This is a genomic window from Rhodococcus sp. IEGM 1307, from assembly GCF_030056915.1.
GTDB classification, from domain to species: Bacteria; Actinomycetota; Actinomycetes; order Mycobacteriales; family Mycobacteriaceae; genus Rhodococcus_F; species Rhodococcus_F opacus_D.
Genome location: NZ_JASHKW010000019.1, coordinates 56,436 through 76,400, shown reverse-complemented (window position 1 = coordinate 76,400; position 19,965 = coordinate 56,436). Strand labels below are relative to the sequence as shown.

The following is a 19,965-nucleotide window of genomic DNA, read 5'->3' as shown; positions in this document are numbered from 1 at the left end:
ATCAGACCTGCGCTTCCTTGCTCTCGGACCGCTCCGCCGCCTCGCGTTCGGCCTTCTGACGGGCCAGGTTCTCCTCGACCTCGTGTTGCCAGGCCTCGTTGGCCTTGGTGGTGTCGACTTCGAACTCGAAACGCTGCGTCATCTTGTCGGTGACGTCGGCGACGTCGACGTAGAACTGGTCGTACCAGCGTCGCAGCTGGTAGACCGGACCATCCTCGTCGCAGAGCAGGGGGTTGTCGATCTTGGTCTTGTTCTTCCAGATCTCGACGTCCTGCAGGAATCCCTCGGCGATGCCCTCGGTGAACTTCGCGGCCAGTTTGTCGGCTGTTTCGTCGTCGATGCCGGTCGGCTTCTTGACGGTGACGCCGTACTGGAGCATGAACGAATTGTTGGTCACCGGATAGTGGCAGTTGATGAGGACGCTCTCGACCTCGTACCCGCCGTAGCTGTTCCACAGCGGATTGATCATGTAGGACGGCCCGTAGTACGCGGCCTCGGAGCGCAGCAGCGATTCCATGCCGTACTGCGTCGCCATCCCGACGTCGGGGCGACCCTTCGTGTTGAGGTACTGCGTTGCGATGTGGCCTTCGAAGACGTTCTTGAAGTACGTCGGGAACGCGTAGTGGATGTAGAAGAAGTGCGCCATGTCGACGACGTTGTCGATGATCTCGCGGCAGTTGGACCCTTCGATCAGCATCGAGTTCCAGGTCCAGTCGGTCCACTCGTCGCTGTAGGCGCCTTCGATGCGGGGGATGGTCACGTTCTCCGGCGGGGGATTGCCCTCCGGGTCGTTCCAGACGAACAGCTGACCGTTCTGCTCGAGGGTGAGCCATGCCCGGGTGCGGGCGATCGGGGGAACCCGGCGTGCGTAGGGAATGCTGGTGCACTTGCCGTTGCCACCCCAGCGCCAGTCGTGGAACGGGCAGGCAACGGAGTCGCCCTTCACGGTGCCCTGAGACAGGTCGCCGCCCATGTGCCGGCAATACGCGTCCAGAACCTTCAGTTCGCCCTTGCTGTCGGCGAAGACGACGAGTTTGGTGCCGAATGCCTCGATCGAATGCGGTTTGCCGTCCTTGAACGTCTTGGTCAAACCGAGGCAGTGCCAACCACGCGCGAAGCGGGTCTGGACCGTGCCCACATCGATCTCGCGAATCTGCGCCATTGTGCCCTCACATCCCTTCATGCTGTTAGTAGAACACGTTATAGAACTTCGGCACGATCCGCCAGATTTCCGGGGGCTTTCTTCCAGACCCGGGCCGTCAAACAGCGCCTTTGCCGGTATCTCGACATAAATGGGAACGTGTTCTAGTCTCAGAAGATAAGTGAACCATCGAACGAGACAGGAGCGTCCTGTGGGTGACCATGACAGTCACGAGGTGATGCAGCGGCTCGACGCACTACTGCCGACGCTGCGAGAGCGTGCGCAGGAGACCGAGGATCTACGTCGTATCCCCGACGATTCCATGAAGGCGCTCCAGGAGACCGGATTCTTTCGGTTGCTCCAGCCCGAACAGTGGGGTGGTTACCAGGCGGATCCGGTGTTGTTCTACTCCGCGGTGCGGAAGATCGCGAGCGCCTGCGGTTCCACCGGCTGGGTCTCGTCGATCATCGGTGTCCACAACTGGCACCTCGCCCTGTTCTCGCAGCAGGCTCAGGAAGACGTGTGGGGCAACGACACCGACGTCCGGATCTCGTCGTCGTACGCGCCGATGGGTGCCGGGCAGGTCGTCGACGGCGGATACACGGTCAACGGTGCCTGGGCCTGGTCTTCCGGCTGTGATCACGCCAGCTGGGCGGTGCTCGGTGGGCCCGTCATCAAGGACGGTCGCCCGGTCGACTTCGTCAGTTTCCTCATCCCGCGCGAGGACTACCGGATCGACGACGTGTGGAATGTGGTGGGACTCCGCGGAACCGGCAGTAACACCGTGGTGGTGGAGGACGTCTTCGTCCCGACGCACCGCGTTCTCAGCTTCAAGGCGATGAGCAACCTCACCGCACCCGGGCTCGAGCGCAACACCGCACCCGTCTACAAGATGCCCTGGGGAACAATCCATCCCACCACCATCTCCGCGCCGATCGTCGGGATGGCCTATGGCGCCTACGACGCGCACGTCGAACATCAGGGAAAGCGCGTCCGCGCGGCGTTCGCCGGTGAGAAGGCGAAGGACGACCCGTTCGCCAAGGTTCGCATCGCAGAGGCCTCGAGTGACATCGACGCAGCCTGGCGCCAGCTGTCCGGGAACGTCGCCGACGAATACGCACTGCTCGTCGCCGGTGAGGAAGTCCCGTTCGAGCTGCGGCTGCGGGCTCGCCGCGACCAGGTGCGCGCCACGGGCCGCGCCATTTCGTCCATCGACAAACTGTTCGAGAGCTCGGGGGCCACCGCGCTGGCCAATGGCACGCCGCTGCAGCGTTTCTGGCGCGACGCGCACGCCGGACGCGTCCACGCGGCCAACGATCCCGAGCGCGCCTACGTCATGTACGGCACAGGCGAATTCGGTCTGCCCATCACCGACACGATGGTCTAGGAGAACACGTGACGACTACCGAAGAGGCCCTCACGTTCGAGTCCACCTCGAAGTTCGCGCAGGTCCGGCCCGACCTGACGTTGCACTACCACGAGGCCGGCGTCGGCAACGACACCACGATCGTGCTGCTGCACGGCGGCGGACCGGGCGCTTCGTCGTGGTCGAACTTCGCCAGGAACATCCCGGTTCTCGCCGAGAAGTTCCACGTGCTCGCCGTCGATCAGCCGGGATACGGGTTGTCGGACAAGCCGACCGAGCACCCGCAGTACTTCGTGCACAGCGCGTCCGCGTTGAAGGACCTGCTCGACACCCTCGGCATCGACGGACGTGTCCACCTGCTCGGCAACTCGCTCGGTGGCGGTGCCGCGGTGCGTTTCGCGCTGGACTACCCCGACCGCGCGGGCCGGCTGGTGCTCATGGGTCCGGGCGGGCTGAGCGTCAACCTGTTCGCCCCGGACCCGACCGAGGGCGTCAAGAACCTCGGCAAATTCGGCTACCAGCCCACCCGGGAGAACCTCGAGGCGTTCCTGCGCATCATGGTGTTCGACCAGAAGTTGATCACCGACGAATTGATCGACGAACGTTTCGCCGCCGCGAGCACACCCGAGTCGCTCGCGGCCGCCAAGGCGATGGGAAAGTCGTTCTCCTCGGCCGATTTCGAGCTGGGAATGCTGTGGCGCGAGGCGTACAAGCTGCGCCAGCGGGTGCTGCTGATCTGGGGTCGCGAAGACCGGGTCAACCCGCTCGACGGGGCGCTGGTGGCGCTGAAGATGATTCCGCGGGCGCAGTTGCACGTCTTCGGCGGGTGCGGGCACTGGGCGCAGCTGGAGAAGTTCGACGAGTTCAACCGCCTGGCCACCGATTTCCTTCTGGACGGGGGTAAGTGATGAGTATTCGTTCACTGGCATACATGCGCATCGAGGCCACCGACATGGCCGCGTGGCGCGAATACGGTCTCAAGGTGCTCGGCATGGTCGAGGGCAAGGGCTCCGACCCGGACGCCCTGTATCTGCGGATGGACGACTTCCCGGCTCGCCTCGTGATCTTCCCGGGGGAGCAGGACCGGCTGTCGGTGTCGGGCTGGGAGACGGCCAATGCCGCGGAGTTGCAGGAGGTCCGGGACAACCTGTCGGCGGCCGGCGTCGCGTTCAAGGAGGGGACGGCCGAGCAGCTGCAGGACCGCAGGGTCGACGAGCTGATCACGTTCGAGGACCCGTCGGGTAACACGCTCGAGGCGTTTCACGGCGCCGCCCTGGAGCACCGGCGCGTGGTCAGCCCGTACGGGCACAAGTTCGTCACCGGTGAGCAGGGCCTCGGGCACGTCGTGCTCTCGACCACGGACGACGAGGCGTCGCTGCGCTTCTACCGCGACGTCCTCGGTTTCCGCCTGCGCGATTCGATGCGGTTGCCCCCGCAAATGGTCGGGCGGCCGGCGGACGGCAAGCCGGCGTGGTTGCGGTTCTTCGGCTGCAACCCGCGGCATCACAGTCTCGCGTTCCTGCCGATGCCGACGCCGAGCGGCATCGTGCACCTGATGATCGAGGTCGAGAACTCCGACGACGTCGGATTGTGCCTCGACCGCGCGCTCCGCAAGAAGGTCAAGATGTCGGCCACGCTCGGCCGCCACGTCAACGACCTGATGCTGTCGTTCTACATGAAGACCCCCGGCGGCTTCGACATCGAATTCGGTTGCGAGGGACGTCAGGTGGAGGACGAGAGCTGGATCGCGAGGGAGAGCACGGCCGTCAGCCTGTGGGGTCACGACTTCAGCGTCGGGATGCAGCCGTGAGCGAGGTGACCGGGGACGGGGCCGTCGCGGCCGAGGCGATCGATCCGCGACGGTTCCGGACGGTGCTCGGCCAGTTCTGCACCGGCGTCACCATCATCACGACGATCGACGACGGCGTGCCCGTGGGGTTCGCATGCCAGTCGTTCGCCGCGCTGTCGCTCGAACCCCCGCTCGTGCTGTTCTGCCCGACCAAGACGTCGCGGTCGTGGGCGGCGATCGAGCGCAGCGGCATCTTCTGCGTCAACGTGCTCGCCGAGGAACAACAGTCGACGTGCGCCCGCTTCGGTTCCCGCGACCCGGACAAATTCGCCGGGATCGACTGGACGGAGTCGCCGCTGGGCTCGCCGATCCTCACCGGCTCGCTCGCCCACATCGACTGCTCGCTCGAGAGCGTGCACGACGGCGGCGACCACTGGGTCGCGTTCGGCCGGGTCTCCTCCCTGAGCGAGATCAGGGAGGAGCGACCGTTGCTGTTCTACCGCGGGCAGTACACCGGCATCGAGCCGGACAAGACGGTGCCTGCGCCGTGGCGCGACGACCTCGAGGCGTTCCTCACGACGTCGTCGGAAGACACCTGGCTCTAGTTCCTAGACGGCGACGCCGATGTACTTGGTCTCGAGGAATTCGTCGATGCCGGTGGTTCCGCCTTCGCGCCCGAGCCCGGATTCCTTCACGCCGCCGAACGGCGCGGCCGGATTCGACACCACACCCTGGTTGAGGCCGACCATGCCCGACTCCAGCGCCTCGCACACGCGGATGCCGCGCTTGAGGCTCTCGGTGTACACGTAGGCCACCAGCCCGTACGGGGTGTCGTTGGCCCGCTCGACGGCCTCGGCCTCGGTCTCGAACGTGCTGATCGCGGCCACCGGGCCGAAGATCTCGTTGTGGCACATCTCGGCGTCGTCGGGCACACCCGTCAGGACCGTCGCCGGGTAGAAGTTGCCCGGGCGGTCGAGTGCCTCGCCGCCGGTGAGCACCGAGGCGCCGCGGTCGACCGCGTCCGCGACGAGACTGCTCACCTTCGCGACGGCCGCCTCGTCGATCAGCGGTCCGACCACGACGCCGTCCTCCGTGCCGCGCCCGACGGGCAGGGCCTCCATCCGCTGCGTGAGTTTGCGCGTGAATTCCTCGGCGACCGAACTGTGCACGAGAATCCGGTTGGCAGCCGTGCAGGCCTGGCCGATGTTGCGCATCTTCGCCGCCATGGCCCCGTCGACGGCGTCGTCGAGATTCGCGTCGTCGAAGACGAGGAACGGCGCGTTGCCGCCCAATTCCATGGATGTGCGCATCACCGTGCGCGCGCACAGTTCGAGCAGATGCTTCCCGACCTTGGTCGAACCGGTGAACGACAGCTTGCGGGCCCTGCCGTCGAGGATGAGGGGAGTGATGACCTCGTCGGGGCTGGACGTGGTGACGACGTTGACGACGCCGTCCGGCAGCCCGGCCTCGGTGAGGATATCGGCGAGCGCCAGAATCGACAGCGGCGTCTGGGCCGCCGGCTTGATGACGGACGTGCACCCGGCGGCGATCGCGGGCCCGATCTTCCGGGTACCCATCGCCATCGGGAAGTTCCACGGGGTGATGAGCAGGCTCGTCCCCACGGGCTGACGGGTCACGAGGAACCGCGACCCGCCGCCGGGCGCCGTCATGTAGCCGCCGTCGATGCGGACGGCCTCCTCCGCGAACCAGCGGAAGAACTCCGCGGCGTAGGCGATTTCACCCCGCGCCTCGGTGAGTGGCTTGCCCATCTCGAGCGTCATGACCAGCGCCAGCCGGTCGACGTTCTCGAGCAGGAGTCGGTGTGCGTTCATGAGGATGGTGCTGCGTTCGCGGGGTGTCGTGGCCGCCCACGACGGTTGCGCCGCCACCGCCGCGTCGAGCGCCTCGCGGGCCTCCGCGGCGTCGGCGTCGGCGACCGTGCACAGGATCTGTCCGGTGGACGGGTCGTGGACCGGCATGGTGCGGGCGCTGTCGCGCCACTTGCCGCCGATGAACAGGCCGGTCTGCACCGATGCGATTGCTGCTTCCTCGAGCATGATTTTTCCCCATTCTCCATTGCCGAAGGGACGCTCCCCATGTTATACAGATTGTCAACAATCTGACAATGCACTTGCCGACATTCGCCGGCATCTACGCGTGGGAGGGTTCTCGTGACTCGGCTATCTCCACTGCTCGCACAGGCCACACCCGTGACGGTCGATCACGGTGAAGGGTGCTACCTCTACGGCACCGACGGCAGGCGCTATCTCGACTTCACCGCGGGCATCGGCGTCACCAGCACCGGGCACTGCCACCCGCACGTCGTGGAAGCCGCGCGCAGGCAGGTCGGCTCCCTGATCCACGGCCAGTACACGACGGTCATGCACCAGCCGATGCTCGAACTGGTCGATCGGCTGGGGTCGGTGCTGCCCCCGGGGCTCGACTCGCTGTTCTTCGCGAACTCGGGGAGTGAGGCCGTCGAGGCGTCGCTGCGACTGTCGCGGCAGGCGACCGGCCGCCCCAACGTGATCGTCTTCCACGGCGGATTCCACGGACGCACGGTCGCGACGGCGACGATGACCACGTCCGGCACCCGGTTCTCGGCCGGCTTCAGCCCGCTGATGGGCGGGGTGCACGTGGCACCGTTCCCCAACGCCTACCGCTACGGCTGGACCGAGGAGGAGGCGACCGCGTTCGCGCTGAAGGAACTCGACTACATCTTCGCGACGCTCACCGCGCCGAACGAGACGGCGGCGTTCGTCGTCGAGCCCGTTCTCGGCGAGGGCGGATACGTGCCCGGCAACACCGCGTTCTTTCAGGGGCTCCGCGAGCGCGCCGACCGGTACGGCATCCTGCTCGTCATCGACGAGATCCAGACCGGTTTCGGTCGCACCGGCAAGTTCTTCGGGCACCAGCATTTCGACGTCCGGCCCGACATCATCACCATCGCCAAGGGTCTGGCCAGTGGTTTCCCGTTGTCGGGCATCGCGGCGTCCGAGGAGCTCATGGCCAAGGGCTGGCCGGGGTCGCAGGGTGGAACGTACGGCGGCAACGCCGTGTCCTGCGCGGCCGCGGTCGCGACGCTCGAGGTGATCGAGAAGGAAGATCTCGTGGCCAACGCCGCCGCGCGGGGCGTCCAGTTGCTCGACGGTGCGCGCGCCCGCGCCATCGACGGGATCGGTGACGTCCGTGGTCTCGGACTGCTCGTGGGTAGCGAGTTCACGGCCGCCGACGGCAGTGCGGACCGTGCGAAAGCGTCTGCGGCGCAGCAGCTGGCCGCGAAGAAGGGGCTGCTGCTCTTGACCTGCGGCGCCCACATGAACGTGGTACGGATGATTCCACCGCTCATCGTGACGGCGGAACAGATCGAGGACGCCCTGAAGATCTGGTCCGAAGTACTCGACGAAGTGTGACAAGCACCCGTGAGTACTTGTTAACCGCGGGCGGTTAACAAGTACTCACGGGCTCCGAAGGAGGACCTGTGGCTCGCTACATCACCATCAGCCTGGACAAGCGCGGCGTGACCTGCCGTGCCCGGCTTCTCGACGAGGATGCACCACTCACGTGCGACGCGGTGTGGAACGTGCTTCCGCAGAGCGGCGACGCGTACCACGCCAAGTACGCGCGCAACGAGGTGTACACGCTGATCCCGCGGATCACCGCGGCGCCGCGGCGGGAAAATCCCACCGTCACACCGATTCCCGGTGACGTGTGCCTGTTCGACTTCGAGCCCTGGGAGATCGGCAACTCCGCCTACGGGTACGAGCCGGGCTCGGAGGCGCACGCCGCGCAGGGCGCCACCGACCTCGCGATCTTCTACGGCCGCAACAACCTCCTGCTCAACGGCGACGTCGGCTGGGTGCCGGGCAACGTGTTCGCCGCCATCGAGGAGGGGCTGCCGGAATTGGCGGCCGCGTGCAACGACCTGTGGATGCGCGGCGTCGAAGGCGAGACGATGAGCTTCGCGCGGGCCTGACGCAGGCTGGACCGGTCCAGAGTGTGTGCGATGGCCCTCGACGGGCGCCGGACCGTCCACCACCATCGGACGCTATGAAGCTGGACATCTATCAGATCGACGCATTCGCCGCCGGGCCCTTCGAGGGCAACCCGGCGGCGGTCATGCCGCTGACCGCCGACTGGCTGGACGATTCGGTGCTTCAGCAACTCGCCGAAGAGAACAACCTGTCCGAGACGGCGTTCTACACCGCTCAGCTTCCCGTGGATGCGGGGCCCCACGACCCGGAACACCCGGCGTATCACCTGCGGTGGTTCACCCCTGCCGTCGAGGTGGACCTGTGCGGCCATGCCACCCTCGCCACCGCCGCACAGATCTTCGAGGACGTGCACCCGGACGCCGACCGCATCCAATTCTGGACGCGCAGCGGCTGGCTGCACGTCGACCGTGGACCGGACGCGACGCTGGTGATGGATTTCCCGGCGGAGCCGCCGGCACCGACCGCGGCCGATCCCCGGATCGTCGCCGCACTCGGGATTCCGGTGCGGGAGTGCCTGAAGGCCACCGACCTCGTGTTCGTCGCGGAATCCGAACACGACATCGCGTCGATGGCACCCGACTTCGCCGTGATCAGCCCGCTGAAGGTGCGGGGCATCGCCGTCACCGCAGCATCCGACGTCGAGGGACTCGACTTCGTGTCGCGATGGTTCGGCGCCGCGGCCGGCGTTCAGGAGGATCCGGTGACGGGGTCCGCGCACTCGCAGATCGCACCGTACTGGGCTGACGTCCTGGGCCGAGACAGCCTTGTCGGACGACAACTGTCGGCGCGGGGAGGAACGGTGCACTGCGAGGTGCGCGGCGACCGCGTCCACCTGTCCGGGGCGTACCGGCGGTACCTCAGGGGCACCGTCGAGTTCTAGCGCTGGCTGAAGACCTCCGAATACAGCGTCTCGATCTGGCCGGCGGTGGGCACGACCGGATTGTTGCCGGGCGATCCGGACGCCAGCGCCTGCTCTGCCATCAACGGAATGAGGCCGTCCCAGGCGTCGCGGTCGATCCCGTAGGCGAGCGGCGTCGGAACCTTCAGGTCGTGACACAGCGTGCTCAGGGTTTCGACGAGGAACTGCGCGGCGACGGAATCGCCCGCCGATTCCGGTGCAGCGCCGAACGCACGCGCGCAGTCGGCGTAGCGGCTCTCCGCTCCCTTCACAGAGAACGCCGTGATCGCGGGAAGTAGCATGGCATTCGACAGTCCGTGTGCGACATGGAAATGCGCACCGATCGGCCTGCTCATCCCGTGCACCAACGCCACGCTCGAGTTGGAGAACGCCATACCGGCCTGCATGGACGCGACCATCATCGCTTCTCTCGCGGTGCGGTCTTCACCGTCCGCGTACGCCGTGCCGATGTGCTTGCCAATGGTGCGGATCGCGGAGAGCGCGAGTCCATCGGTGAACGGCTGGGCCTTCTTGCTGACGTACGCCTCGATGGCGTGGGTGAGCGCATCGATTCCGGTGTCTGCGGTCAACCGCGGCGGCATCGACATCGTGAGTTCGAAATCCACGATCGCGGCGATCGGCAGGAAGGAGAGTCCCGGGCACAGCATCTTCTCGTCGGAAGCGCTGTCACTGATGACGGTGAATTGCGTCGCCTCCGAGCCGCTTCCGGCGGTGGTCGGTACCGCGATGATCGGCAGCGCCTTCCCGGTGTACACGTGGGGCGCCTTGTACGACCGCATCTCGCCGCCGTTCGCGGACAGCACGGCCAGTGCCTTCGCGGTGTCCATCGGACTACCGCCGCCGAACCCGATCACCGAATCCGCGTTGTGCTCGGCGACGATCCTCAGCCCCTCCTCCAGAGAATCGGTGGTGGGGTCGGGCACGGTGCCGGAGAACAGTGCCGGCTCCTTGCCCGCGGACCTGAGGAGGCTCATGATCCGGTCGGCCGCGCCGGTGCCGGTCAGATAGGAGTCGGTGACGAGAACCGGCCTCTGCAGACCCAATTGGTCGACAACCGAGCCGATCTCGTCGACTGCTCCGGCCCCGATCCTGGCGAAACGGGGGAGTGAGAGATGTGCGGTCATGGGAGAGGTTCCTTAGTTGTTCTGGGGGAAGCCGAGGTTGAGTCCGCCGTGGCTGGGGTCGAGCCAGCGGGTGGTGACGACCTTGCCGCGGGTGAAGAAGTGGACGCCTTCGGTGCCGTGGGCGTGGCTGTCGCCGAAGAGGGAGTTCTTCCAGCCACCGAAGCTGTAGTACGCCATGGGGACGGGGATGGGGACGTTGATGCCGACCATGCCGACCTCGACCTCGTTCTGGAACCGTCGGGCGGCGCCGCCGTCGTTGGTGAAGATGGCGGTGCCGTTGCCGAACTGGCTGGAGTTCACCAGTTCCAGGGCCTCGTCGTAGGAGTCGACGCGGATGACGGAGAGGACGGGTCCGAAGATTTCGTCGGTGTAGACGCTCATGTCGGTGGTGACGTGGTCGATGAGGGTGGGTCCGAGCCAGAACCCGTCCTTGCCGCCGTTTGCCTGCACGGTGCGCCCGTCGACGACGATGGTGGCGCCGTCGTTTTCGCCGGCGTCGATGTAGGAGGCGACCTTGTCGCGGTGCACCTTGGTCACCAGCGGTCCCATGTCGGAATCCTGGGTGCCGTCGCCGATCTTCAACGTGTCGGTGCGGTCCTTGATCTTGGCGACGAGTTCGTCGGCGATGTCGCCGACCGCGACCAGGGCACTGATGGCCATGCAGCGTTCGCCGGCGGACCCGAAGCCGGCGTTGACCATGGCGTCGGCGGCGAGGTCGAGGTCGGCGTCCGGGAGGACGATGGCGTGGTTCTTCGCCCCACCCAATGCTTGGACGCGTTTGCCGTGGGCGGTGCCGGTGGCGTAGACGTACTGGGCGATGGGGGTGGAGCCGACGAAGCTGATCGCCTTGATGGCGGGGTGGGTGAGCAGTTCGTCGACGGCGGTCTTGTCGCCCTGCAGCACGTTGAAGACCCCGGCCGGGAGTCCGGCTTCGGCCCAGAGTTCGGCCATCCAGATCGCGGCGGTGGGGTCCTTCTCGGACGGCTTCAACACCACGGTGTTGCCGGCGGCGATGGCGATGGGGAAGAACCACATCGGGACCATGGCGGGGAAGTTGAACGGGGAGATGATGCCGACCGGGCCGACGGGTTGGCGGAGGGAGGAGACGTCGATGTTGGTGGAGGCGTTTTCGGTCATGCCGCCTTTGAGCAGGTGGGCGATGCCGCAGGCGAATTCGACGACTTCCTGGCCGCGGCTGACTTCGCCGAGGGCGTCGGAGACGACCTTGCCGTGCTCGGCGGTGATGATTTCGGCGAGTTCGCGCTTGCGGGCGTTGAGCAGTTCCCGGAATGTGAAGATCACCTGGGTGCGCTTGGCGAGGGAGGTGTCGCGCCAGGCGGGGAACGCGGCGGCGGCGGCGTCGATGACGGCGCGGGCGTCCTCGACGCTGGCGAGGGCGACCTGACCGGTGACGGCACCGGTGGCCGGATTCGTCACCGGAGCGGTATCGACGCGCATTCCGGGGTAGGACTTGTTGTTGAGCCAATGCGAGATGACGGCCATGGGGTTCACTCCTGGGAAAGGTGGGGTGCCCACGAGTCTGCTGGGCAACAATGCCTGCGTCAACGAGTAAAATGGCACTTCGGACTGCACTTTTGCACGAGGGATGAGGGCGATGTTCACCGCAGACAACATGCGTTACCTCCTCGAGTTGTCGAGAACCGGCCGCCTCGCCGATGCGGCGAAGCGGCTCGGTGTCGATCACACGACCGTCTCGCGGAGAATCACCCGGCTCGAGAAAGACACGGGCACGAGACTTTTCGATCGTGGCGTGTCGGGGTGGCAGCTCACCGAGGCGGGCCGGCGACTGGTTCCCCACGCTGAGGCGGTGGAATCCGCGGTGCTCGCCGCTCTCGACGAAACGTCGTCCCTGGGCGGGCTGACGGGCACCGTCCGCATCATCACTCCCGACGGTTTCGGGTCGTTCGTGCTGGTGCCGGGGTTGGCCGCACTACGGTCCGAGCACCCCGACCTGTTCACCGAACTCGTCACGTCGACCACTCACGACCTGCTGACCGGGCGCGACTTCGACATCGCGGTCACCCTCGAACGTCCGTCGCCGCGGTCCGTCGTGGTCCGCAAACTGGCCGAGTACGACCTTCGTCTGTACGCGTCGCGGCGCTACCTGGACACACACGACCCCATCACGTCACTCGAGGATCTCCGGCACCACACGCTCATCTGGTACGTGGATGCGTTCCTGGACGTCGAGCCGCTGCGGATCCTCGACGCGCTGATTCCGGACTTCCAGGCCCAGATCCAGACCAACAACATCGCGGGCCACTACCAGGCCGTGAAGCACGGAGTCGGGATCGCTCCGCTGCCGAGTTACATCGGCGCGCTGGACGAGGATCTGGTGCCGGTTCTCCGCGACGTCATCGCCCACCGCACCTACTGGCTGGTGGTACCGCGGGAACTGACGCGACTCGCGCGGGTGAAGGCGATCACCGAGGCGCTCTACTCCATCGTCGACGGCAATCCCGAACTGCGAGGTGCAGCAGGGTAACTTACCGGTCCGCGGGGACGGGTCCGGCGCTCTCGCGGACGACGAGCTCGGTGGGGAGTGTGATTTCCCGTCCCGCTCCGCCGCCGATGATGTCGAGCAGCAGCTGCGCGGCCTCGCGGCCCTTGTCGACGAGTGGTTGCCGGACCGTCGTCAGTCCGGCGGCCCGGGCCGCGGGAATGTCGTCGAAACCGACCACCGACAGATCCTGCGGCACCCGGAGACCACGTTCGTGTGCGACGTCGATGGCCGCGAGGGCCAGCAGGTCGGAGGCGGCGATGACGGCGGTCACGGGACCGGCATCGAGCAACGTCTCGACGGCGGTGCGCGACAGTTCGTAGTCGAACCCGCCTGCTTCGACGACCACGGTGGACGACCACGGCACCGTGTATTTGCGGCAGGCGGACGCGTATCCGGCGAGGCGTTCCTTCATCACGTGATCTCGTGCGGCCCGGGTGCGGGCGGCGTCGACGGGCCCACCCTTGCCGTCGGGGACGAGCCGGTCGACGAGAAATCCGACACGCCGGTGCCCGAGCGACAGCACGTGCTCCGCGATCTCCTTGGCGGCCTGCCGATCCCGGATTCCGACCCGCGGCAGTTCGCCCGGATTGGGACCGTCGATCACGACGATCGGCAGCCGGCGGCTCATCGCCGTCTGCATTCCGGGGTGGCCGTCCGGCATCGCGTACGCGAGGAAGCCGTCCACCGCGCCCCGCACGAGCACGCCGGAACCCTCGGCCACCCGGGTCGACTCGAGTGGGCAGGGCAGCAGGGTCAGCGCGACCTCGGCGAGTTCACCAACCTCCGATATGCCTTTCAGCAACTGCGCGGTGGCCGGGTCGTCGAAGGCGTAGCGCAACGAGTCGGTGATCATCAGCCCCAGCGCACCGACCTGCCCGGTGCGGAGATTGCGTCCCGCGGGGTTGGGGCCGGCGTAGCCGAGTTCCGCGGCCACCTGGAAGATGTGGGCGCGCCGGGCTGCCGACAGCTTGTGGGGCTGGTTGTACGCGTACGAGACCGCGGCCTGGGACACGCCTGCCGCTCGGGCGACGTCGTGCATCGTGGTCACGAATGCCGATCCTCTCCGTCGCACGGTTACCGAGGCCAGCTTATCGGCCGGACCGTGCGCGTCCCCCGGGTGTCAGCTCGCTCTGGCGACAACGGTGTCATCGTCGTCCTCACCCCGGTCGAGGAGAACGAGTTTGCCCATGACGTTGCGTGCCACCACCTGTTGATCGGTGACCGTCATCTGTCCCCGCCACGACCCGAGGAAGGTCCACGTCCACGACATGAGCGTGGACAGCCGGCTCCGGAACCCGACGACGTAGACGACGTGGACGGCCAGCCACAGGATCCACGCCCACAGTCCCGCGAGTTCGATACCCCCGACTTTCACGACCGCGTGGAACCTCGAGATCGTGGCCATCGACCCCTTGTCCCGGTACCGGAAGGGAACGCGGTCGGGTGACGAGTCACGTCCTCGGGCGCCGGCCGCGATCTGCTGCGCCGCGTAGCGGCCACCCTGGATCGCGACCTGCGCCACCCCGGGAAGGCGGTCGCGCGCCATCATGTCTCCGATCACGAACACCTCGGGGTGTCCCGGCACGGTCAGGTCCTCGCGGACGGCGATCCGCCCGGCGCGGTCGAGTTCGGCCTCCGACTGCTCGGCCAGCTGCCTGGCCAGCGGGCTGGCTTCCACACCCGCCGACCACACCTTGCACGCGGATTCGATGCGGACGGTCTCGCCTCGCCCGTCCTTGATCGTCACGCCGTCCGCGTCGACGTCGGTGACGGCCGCCCCGAGCCGCACCTCGACACCGATCTTCTCGAGACGCTCGGCGGCGGTGGACCCGAGCCGGTCACCGAACGGCGGCAACACTGCGGACGCGGCGTCGAGCAGGACGATCCGGGCGTCGCGGGTATCGATGTTCCGGTACGCGCCGACCAGGGTTCGGTGGGCCAGTTCGGCTATCTGACCGGCCATCTCCACCCCGGTGGGTCCGGCGCCGACCACCACGAACGTCAGGAGGCGGGCGCGCTCCTCCGGGGCGGTGGACAGCTCGGCGCGTTCGAACGCGCCCAGGATCCGGCCGCGGAGTTCGAGTGCGTCGTCGATGGTCTTCATGCCGGGGGCGTGTTCGGCGAAGTGGTCGTTACCGAAGTACGACTGCCGGGCTCCGGCCGAGACGATCAGACTGTCGTACTCGGTGGTGGTCGTTCTGCCCTGGTGGGTCGAGGTGATCCTGCGCGCGGCCAGGTCGATGTCGGTGACGTCCCCCAGCATCACCGAGGCGTTCGACTGCTTCTTCAGCACCATCCGGGTCGACGGTGCGATTTCTCCCTCGGACAGGATTCCGGTCGCCACCTGGTACAGCAGCGGCTGGAACAGGTGGTGGCTGGTGCGGTCGACGACGAGCACGTCGACGTCGGCGCGGCGCAACGCCTTCGCGGCGAACAGGCCGCCGAATCCGGAACCGATGATCACCACGCGATGACGTGCCTCGGTGCGGGCAGGAGTATTCATGACACGCTCTTCCCGGATCGCGTCTATCGCCATCCGCAGTACTGGTAGGGGTGAACCGTGCCGCCCGACACGGGGCGTCGGGCGGCACGGTGGACACGACGCACCGGAGACTCGAATGTCGGTTCAGGATCCGGCGTGTCGCGAGATCACCTGCGGGACCGGCGACGCCGTTGTCAGCTGCCCTGGGTGCGGGTGATCAGATCTGTGAGGTAGGTGTAGCTCTTCTTCGCGGCGTCGAGACCACCGCACTCGACCGACAGGACGACGTCGTGGTCGGCGTCGTGGAGGGTCTTCACGATCCGTTCCCAGTCGATGACGCCGTCGCCGCAGGCGCAGCCGAGCATGCCGCGGACCTTGCCGCGCAGCCTCTTCGCGTCCTCGATACCGATGTCCTTGGCGTGCAGGTGCGTGACGCCGCCGACGATCTGCTCGAGCCACTCGTGCGGGTCGTTCTCACTGAGGTAGCTGTTGCCGGTGTCGAGGTTGATGGTCAACGCAGGGCTGTCGATCAGCGTCATGATCTTCTCGAGCCGCTCCGGGGTCGCGGTGTACTCGCCGTGCGTCTCGATCGCGATCTTGATGCCGCGCGGTTCGGCCACCTTCGCCGCCTCCTGCAGTGTGTACCGCATCAGCGTGTAGTTCTCCGCCTCGGTGGTCCACGTCGGCAGCGGCCCGTCGTCGACCATGATCATCGGCGAACCGACCTCGGCCGCGTAGCGGATCGACTGCTTCAGATAGTCGACGCTCACGTCCGGCTTGGCCAGCGGTGCATGACTGGACAGCGAGGAGATGCACAGCCCGCGTGATTCGGCGGCGTCCCGCATGATGAGCGGGTCGTCGAGCATCGACCGGGTGTGGAAGTACCCGGCCGTGCTCAGCAACTCGCGGCCCCAGTAGACCATCGGCTCCACGTACTTGTAGCCGATCTCCGCGGCCTGGTCCATGGCCCAGTCGAACGACCCGTTCTCGAATCGGGCGAACTCCAGGTTCAGGCCGAGCTTGATCTCTCCCATGCCGGTCTCCGATCAGAATCCGCGTTGCGCGACGTAGTCGTCGCGGACCTCGCCGTGGTAGGCGGGAACGGTGATGTCCCACCAGCCGGTCGGGTGCATCTCGGTCCACGGCAGCTCGTGGGCGCTCATCGCCTCGATGATCACCGGGCCGGGTGTCGCGAACGCGCGCTCGATGGCGTCGGCCAGCTTCTCCGGGTCCTCGACGCGCTCGGCGCTGCAGCCGAGTGACTGAGCGAACCGGGTGATGTCGGCGAAATACGGTGTCCCGTCGAGGTTCTTCCATCCGGAGATGATTTCGCGTTCCTCACCGAACAGGCTGATCTGGAGGTCCTTGATCGCCTCCCAGCCGCCGTTGTTGAGCACGACGATCACCAGCGGCACTCCGAGCATCGCGGCGGTCGCGATCTCGGTGCCGGTCTGGAGGAAGCTGCCGTCGCCGACCATCGCCAGGACCGGGGTGTCCGGGGCGCCGATCTGCGCGCCGATCGCGGCGGGCACACCGAATCCGATGCCGGAGAAGCCGCCGGCCACGATGTTGGTCTTCGGGCCGTAGATCGGGAACTCGTTGAACGCCTGGTTCGCGGGGTTGGACGAGTCGGTGACCAGAATGCCCTCGCGCGGAAGGGCCTTGCGGATCTCGACCATCGCCCGCGAGTTGGTCATCGGCAGGTAGTCGGTGGTCCGCATCGGCCGCAGGTGCTCTTCCCACTGCGCCTTGAGGTCCTGCAGTTCGGCGAAGTAGTCGGTGCTGCGGTAGTCGAGGGCAGGCCCGAGGTCGGCGAGCACGTCGCGCAGCGCGGCGAGTGACGTTTTCGCGTCGCCGACGACGCCGACCTCGACCGGGTAGTTGCGGCCGATCTCGAAGCCGTCGATGTCGATCTGCACGAGCTGGGTGTTCGGGATGTCGAACGTGACGCCGGGGCGGTACGACGACGTGATGCGGTCGCTGAACCGGCAGCCGACGGCGAGGATCACGTCGGCGGTGCGGGTCACGCCGTTGCCGGGGATCGAACCCATGTCGCCGCACGGCCACGCGTAGAGGTCGTGGTCGGCGGGGAACGCGCCCTTGCCCTGGAACGAATGGGTCACCGGCGCGCCGAGGTGCTCGGCGACGGCCATCAGCTCGGCGGCGGCCTCGGCGTGGATGACGCCGCCACCGGCCACGATGACGGGACGTTTCGCACCGGCGAGCAGGCGTGCGGCCTCGGCGATCACGGCCGGGTCGCCGGTCGCGCGGGTGGCGGGACGGCGGGCACCGGTGTCGGGGGTGTAGTCGCCGTACTCGGCCTGCAGGTCCTGCGGGATGTCGACGAGCACGGGTCCGCGCCTGCCCTCGTGCATGGTGTTGAACGCCTGCGCGAGCGCCACCGGCAGCTGTTCGAGGCGGCTGGGCTGCCACCAGCGCTTGACCACCGGTTCCACCATGCGGGGAAAGTTGTTGCCGTGCGGGCGGTCGATCTCCTGGAGCACCCCGCGGTTCTCCATGTAGGTGTGCACGGCGCCGGTGATCAGCAGCATCGGCATCGAGTCGGCGAAGGCCGTCGCGAGCCCGGTGAGGGTGTTGGTCGCACCCGGTCCGATAGAGGTACAGATCGCGGCGATCTTGCCGGAGGCCCGGTAGTAGCCGTCGGCCATGTGGGCGGCGCCCTGTTCGTGCATTGCCGGCACCAGTTCGATCTCGTCGGCTCGGTCGACGAACGCGTCGAGGAGGGCGGTGTTGCCGTGTCCGGGGATCGCGAAGACCTTCTCGACTCCCTCGCGGATGAGGAAGTCGACGACCATCTGTCCGCCGGTGAGTTTCTGTGTTGTCATCGAAGAGGCTTTCTGGGTGTGGTGGGGGCGAAGCGTCACAGGGACGCGGACTGGGCCGGGGTGTCGTGGGAACGGGTCTTGCCGATTCGGTCGGCGATGCTCTCGGCGACGCGGAAAGCGTTGGCCGCGATGGACAGGGCAGGGTTCATCACGGGCAGGGACGGGAAGAACGACGAGTCGACGACGTACAGGTTGCCGACGTCGTGGGCGCGGCAGTCGGCGTCGAGCACGGAGGTCGCGGGGTCGGTTCCGGCCCGCACGGTGCCGGCCTGGTGGGAGTTGACCTCGATGCCGGTGCCCTGGCTGAAGACGAACGGATAGCCGATCTTCCGGAGGATCTTGCGCACCTCGCGGACGAGTACCTCGTGGGCGCGAGTGTTGTTGGGGGTCCACACGATCTGGATGTTGCCGTCGTCGGTGAGGGTGACGCGGTTGTCCGGATCGGGCAGATCCTCGGTGAACAGCCACCAGTCCATGCTGCGGGCGGTGGCGTGGCTCAGTGCCCACTTGGGGATCAGCGGCCGTTGGCCCTTGATCATCTCGCCCTGCAACTTGCCGATGAGTTGCACGTGTCCCAGCGGGTAGGGGTGGTCGGCGGTGCCGTGAGTGTAGAAATCGTTGATGTACAACGTCTTCTGGAACTCGGACGTGTTCTTCTTCAGCGGGTTGACGCCGACCATGATGGAGTTGTTGTGCACCATGTAGTTTCGTCCGACCATGCCGGAGGAGTTGGCGAGACCGTCCGGGTGTGCGGCGTTCGCCGACCGGAGCAGCAGTGCCGCGGAGTTGACGGCGCCACAGGACACCACCACGGTGCGTGCATCGACGACGAGTTCGGTGCCGCGGTGCCGGATCTGCACGCCGGTGGCCAGGTGCCCGGTCTCGTCGGTGAGCACGCGCTCGGCGTACGCGTTGGTCAGCAGTTCCACCGAGCCGGACGCGATGGCGGGTCGGACGCAGCACACATCCGCGTCCGACTTCGCCAGCACCCGGCAGGGGAACCCGTCGCAGGTCCGACATCGGATACATCCTCCGCCGTCGCGCAGGTCGATGCCCAGTGGGATGTTCGACGGCGTGTACCCGAGGCGCCGCAGTGCGTCGGCCGCCTCCTGTACCGGTGGCTCGTGTCCGATCGCCGGGTAGGGGAAGGGTTCGTCGCGGGGGAGCGTCGGGTCGTCGGTGTGATCGCCGTGGACCCGGTACACCTGTTCTGCCCGTGCGTAATACGGGGCGAAGTCGTCGTACGAGAAGGGCCACTCGGGAGATTCGCCGGCCTCGTGTTGCGTCGACTGGAAGTCTTCACGCCGGAACCGCACCAGCGACGAGCCGTACAGCTTCGTGTTCCCGCCGACGTAGTAGTACGTGCCGGGGCTGAACGGCCTGCCCTCGGTGTCGTACCACTGCTCGGCGTTCGCGTACCGGTGACCTTCGAAGACTTCCTGCGGGTCCCAGTTCTGCTTCTCCTGCGGCAGGAAGTCGCCGCGCTCGATCAGAAGCACATCGACTCCCGAGTCGGCGAGCGCGTAGGCGAGCGTTCCGCCGCCCATTCCGCTGCCGACGATGACGACGTCGTAGCTGTGTTTGCTCGGGCCTGTGGGCTCCCCCACGGATGCGTCTCTCATGGGTCCTGCTCCTCGGTCGTAGAGAGTGGTGTCACGGATCTGCCGGGCGGGTCGACGTGAACCGACAGTCGGTGAAATGGTTATACGTATAACTAAAGGTTAGCGGCAGTGTCGGGGATGTCAACCCCGCACGAGCAGCTCATCCCGGCGGGATGAG

17 protein-coding genes are annotated in these 19,965 nt (G+C 66.8%); 8 read left to right on the top strand and 9 right to left on the bottom strand.

From position 1 onward, the window contains the following. Nucleotide 1: 1 nt before the first annotated feature. Nucleotides 2-1,162 carry a 3-ketosteroid-9-alpha-monooxygenase, oxygenase component gene (locus QM841_RS30730; protein ID WP_280779026.1) on the bottom strand — a complete coding sequence of 387 codons (1,161 nt, stop codon included), beginning with the start codon at nucleotides 1,160-1,162 and terminating at the stop codon, nucleotides 2-4. A 190-nt stretch (nucleotides 1,163-1,352) separates the two neighbouring features. On the opposite strand from QM841_RS30730, the gene hsaA reads away from it, so the two are divergent. From hsaA to hsaB, 4 genes are read left to right on the top strand one after another with little or no spacing between them, the layout of a single operon-like run. After that, nucleotides 1,353-2,528, top strand: coding sequence for a 3-hydroxy-9,10-secoandrosta-1,3,5(10)-triene-9,17-dione monooxygenase oxygenase subunit (hsaA, locus tag QM841_RS30725; protein WP_005244809.1), 1,176 nt, complete (start codon nucleotides 1,353-1,355; stop codon nucleotides 2,526-2,528). A gap of 8 nt (nucleotides 2,529-2,536) precedes the next feature. Next, nucleotides 2,537-3,415: a 4,5:9,10-diseco-3-hydroxy-5,9,17-trioxoandrosta-1(10),2-diene-4-oate hydrolase gene (gene hsaD, locus QM841_RS30720; protein WP_283334894.1), complete on the top strand. Its 879-nt coding sequence runs from the start codon at nucleotides 2,537-2,539 to the stop codon at nucleotides 3,413-3,415. Continuing rightward, nucleotides 3,415-4,317 carry an iron-dependent extradiol dioxygenase HsaC gene (gene hsaC, locus QM841_RS30715; RefSeq protein ID WP_005263859.1) on the top strand — a complete coding sequence of 301 codons (903 nt, stop codon included), beginning with the start codon at nucleotides 3,415-3,417 and terminating at the stop codon, nucleotides 4,315-4,317. The genes hsaD and hsaC overlap by 1 nt, the downstream gene beginning before the upstream one ends. Further along, a complete protein-coding gene (hsaB, locus tag QM841_RS30710) occupies nucleotides 4,314-4,901 on the top strand; it encodes a 3-hydroxy-9,10-secoandrosta-1,3,5(10)-triene-9,17-dione monooxygenase reductase subunit (RefSeq protein ID WP_005244804.1) in 588 nt (195 codons plus the stop codon). The genes hsaC and hsaB overlap by 4 nt, the downstream gene beginning before the upstream one ends. A 3-nt stretch (nucleotides 4,902-4,904) precedes the next feature. Here the strand turns inward: hsaB and QM841_RS30705 are convergent, their stop codons facing one another. Continuing rightward, nucleotides 4,905-6,353, bottom strand: coding sequence for an NAD-dependent succinate-semialdehyde dehydrogenase (locus tag QM841_RS30705; RefSeq protein WP_283334893.1), 1,449 nt, complete (start codon nucleotides 6,351-6,353; stop codon nucleotides 4,905-4,907). Between the two features lie 114 nt (nucleotides 6,354-6,467). On the opposite strand from QM841_RS30705, the gene QM841_RS30700 reads away from it, so the two are divergent. From QM841_RS30700 to QM841_RS30690, 3 genes are all read left to right on the top strand, one after another. Continuing rightward, nucleotides 6,468-7,709, top strand: a complete 1,242-nt coding sequence (locus tag QM841_RS30700; protein WP_283334892.1) for an aspartate aminotransferase family protein — start codon at nucleotides 6,468-6,470, stop codon at nucleotides 7,707-7,709. A 68-nt stretch (nucleotides 7,710-7,777) separates the two neighbouring features. Then, a complete protein-coding gene (locus QM841_RS30695; RefSeq protein ID WP_009477605.1) occupies nucleotides 7,778-8,272 on the top strand; it encodes a DUF3830 family protein in 495 nt (164 codons plus the stop codon). Between the two features lie 74 nt (nucleotides 8,273-8,346). Continuing rightward, nucleotides 8,347-9,171 carry a PhzF family phenazine biosynthesis protein gene (locus QM841_RS30690; RefSeq protein ID WP_283334891.1) on the top strand — a complete coding sequence of 275 codons (825 nt, stop codon included), beginning with the start codon at nucleotides 8,347-8,349 and terminating at the stop codon, nucleotides 9,169-9,171. Here QM841_RS30690 and QM841_RS30685 read toward each other — a convergent pair. Both QM841_RS30685 and QM841_RS30680 read right to left on the bottom strand, forming a co-directional pair. Next, entirely contained in the window at nucleotides 9,168-10,334 is a 1,167-nt protein-coding gene (locus QM841_RS30685; protein WP_283334890.1) for an iron-containing alcohol dehydrogenase, read from the bottom strand. The genes QM841_RS30690 and QM841_RS30685 overlap by 4 nt on opposite strands. A 12-nt stretch (nucleotides 10,335-10,346) precedes the next feature. Next, nucleotides 10,347-11,837, bottom strand: coding sequence for a CoA-acylating methylmalonate-semialdehyde dehydrogenase (locus QM841_RS30680; RefSeq protein WP_283334889.1), 1,491 nt, complete (start codon nucleotides 11,835-11,837; stop codon nucleotides 10,347-10,349). A 112-nt stretch (nucleotides 11,838-11,949) separates the two neighbouring features. Here QM841_RS30680 and QM841_RS30675 point away from each other — a divergent pair, with 112 nt between their 5' ends. Further along, entirely contained in the window at nucleotides 11,950-12,840 is an 891-nt protein-coding gene (locus QM841_RS30675) for a LysR family transcriptional regulator (RefSeq protein WP_283334888.1), read from the top strand. 1 nt (nucleotide 12,841) lies between these two features. Here QM841_RS30675 and QM841_RS30670 read toward each other — a convergent pair whose 3' ends face one another. The 5 genes from QM841_RS30670 to QM841_RS30650 form a co-directional block, all read right to left on the bottom strand. Beyond that, nucleotides 12,842-13,906: a LacI family DNA-binding transcriptional regulator gene (locus QM841_RS30670; protein WP_349307431.1), complete on the bottom strand. Its 1,065-nt coding sequence runs from the start codon at nucleotides 13,904-13,906 to the stop codon at nucleotides 12,842-12,844. A 72-nt stretch (nucleotides 13,907-13,978) separates the two neighbouring features. Then, the gene (locus tag QM841_RS30665; protein ID WP_283334887.1) at nucleotides 13,979-15,361 is read right to left on the bottom strand and encodes an NAD(P)/FAD-dependent oxidoreductase; all 1,383 of its coding nucleotides are present in this window, start codon (nucleotides 15,359-15,361) and stop codon (nucleotides 13,979-13,981) included. A 173-nt stretch (nucleotides 15,362-15,534) separates the two neighbouring features. Then, nucleotides 15,535-16,374 carry a sugar phosphate isomerase/epimerase family protein gene (locus QM841_RS30660; RefSeq protein WP_283334886.1) on the bottom strand — a complete coding sequence of 280 codons (840 nt, stop codon included), beginning with the start codon at nucleotides 16,372-16,374 and terminating at the stop codon, nucleotides 15,535-15,537. 12 nt (nucleotides 16,375-16,386) lie between these two features. After that, complete coding sequence (locus QM841_RS30655) at nucleotides 16,387-18,186, bottom strand: thiamine pyrophosphate-binding protein (RefSeq protein ID WP_283334885.1); 1,800 nt, start codon at nucleotides 18,184-18,186, stop codon at nucleotides 16,387-16,389. Nucleotides 18,187-18,221: 35 nt separating this feature from the next. Further along, entirely contained in the window at nucleotides 18,222-19,808 is a 1,587-nt protein-coding gene (locus tag QM841_RS30650; protein ID WP_283334884.1) for a GMC family oxidoreductase, read from the bottom strand. Nucleotides 19,809-19,965: the final 157 nt, after the last annotated feature.

Excerpts from the sequence above, each read along its gene's own strand:
- QM841_RS30660 (WP_283334886.1), bottom strand. The coding sequence starts at position 16,374 with ATGGGAGAGATCAAGCTCGGCCTGAACCTGGAGTTCGCCCGATTCGAG.
- QM841_RS30705 (WP_283334893.1), bottom strand. The coding sequence starts at position 6,353 with ATGCTCGAGGAAGCAGCAATCGCATCGGTGCAGACCGGCCTGTTCATC.
- QM841_RS30685 (WP_283334890.1), bottom strand. The coding sequence starts at position 10,334 with ATGACCGCACATCTCTCACTCCCCCGTTTCGCCAGGATCGGGGCCGGA.
- QM841_RS30675 (WP_283334888.1), top strand. The coding sequence starts at position 11,950 with ATGTTCACCGCAGACAACATGCGTTACCTCCTCGAGTTGTCGAGAACC.
- QM841_RS30730 (WP_280779026.1), bottom strand. The coding sequence starts at position 1,162 with ATGGCGCAGATTCGCGAGATCGATGTGGGCACGGTCCAGACCCGCTTC.
- QM841_RS30655 (WP_283334885.1), bottom strand. The coding sequence starts at position 18,186 with ATGACAACACAGAAACTCACCGGCGGACAGATGGTCGTCGACTTCCTC.
- QM841_RS30650 (WP_283334884.1), bottom strand. The coding sequence starts at position 19,808 with ATGAGAGACGCATCCGTGGGGGAGCCCACAGGCCCGAGCAAACACAGC.
- QM841_RS30690 (WP_283334891.1), top strand. The coding sequence starts at position 8,347 with ATGAAGCTGGACATCTATCAGATCGACGCATTCGCCGCCGGGCCCTTC.
- QM841_RS30680 (WP_283334889.1), bottom strand. The coding sequence starts at position 11,837 with ATGGCCGTCATCTCGCATTGGCTCAACAACAAGTCCTACCCCGGAATG.
- hsaC (WP_005263859.1), top strand. The coding sequence starts at position 3,415 with ATGAGTATTCGTTCACTGGCATACATGCGCATCGAGGCCACCGACATG.
- QM841_RS30665 (WP_283334887.1), bottom strand. The coding sequence starts at position 15,361 with ATGAATACTCCTGCCCGCACCGAGGCACGTCATCGCGTGGTGATCATC.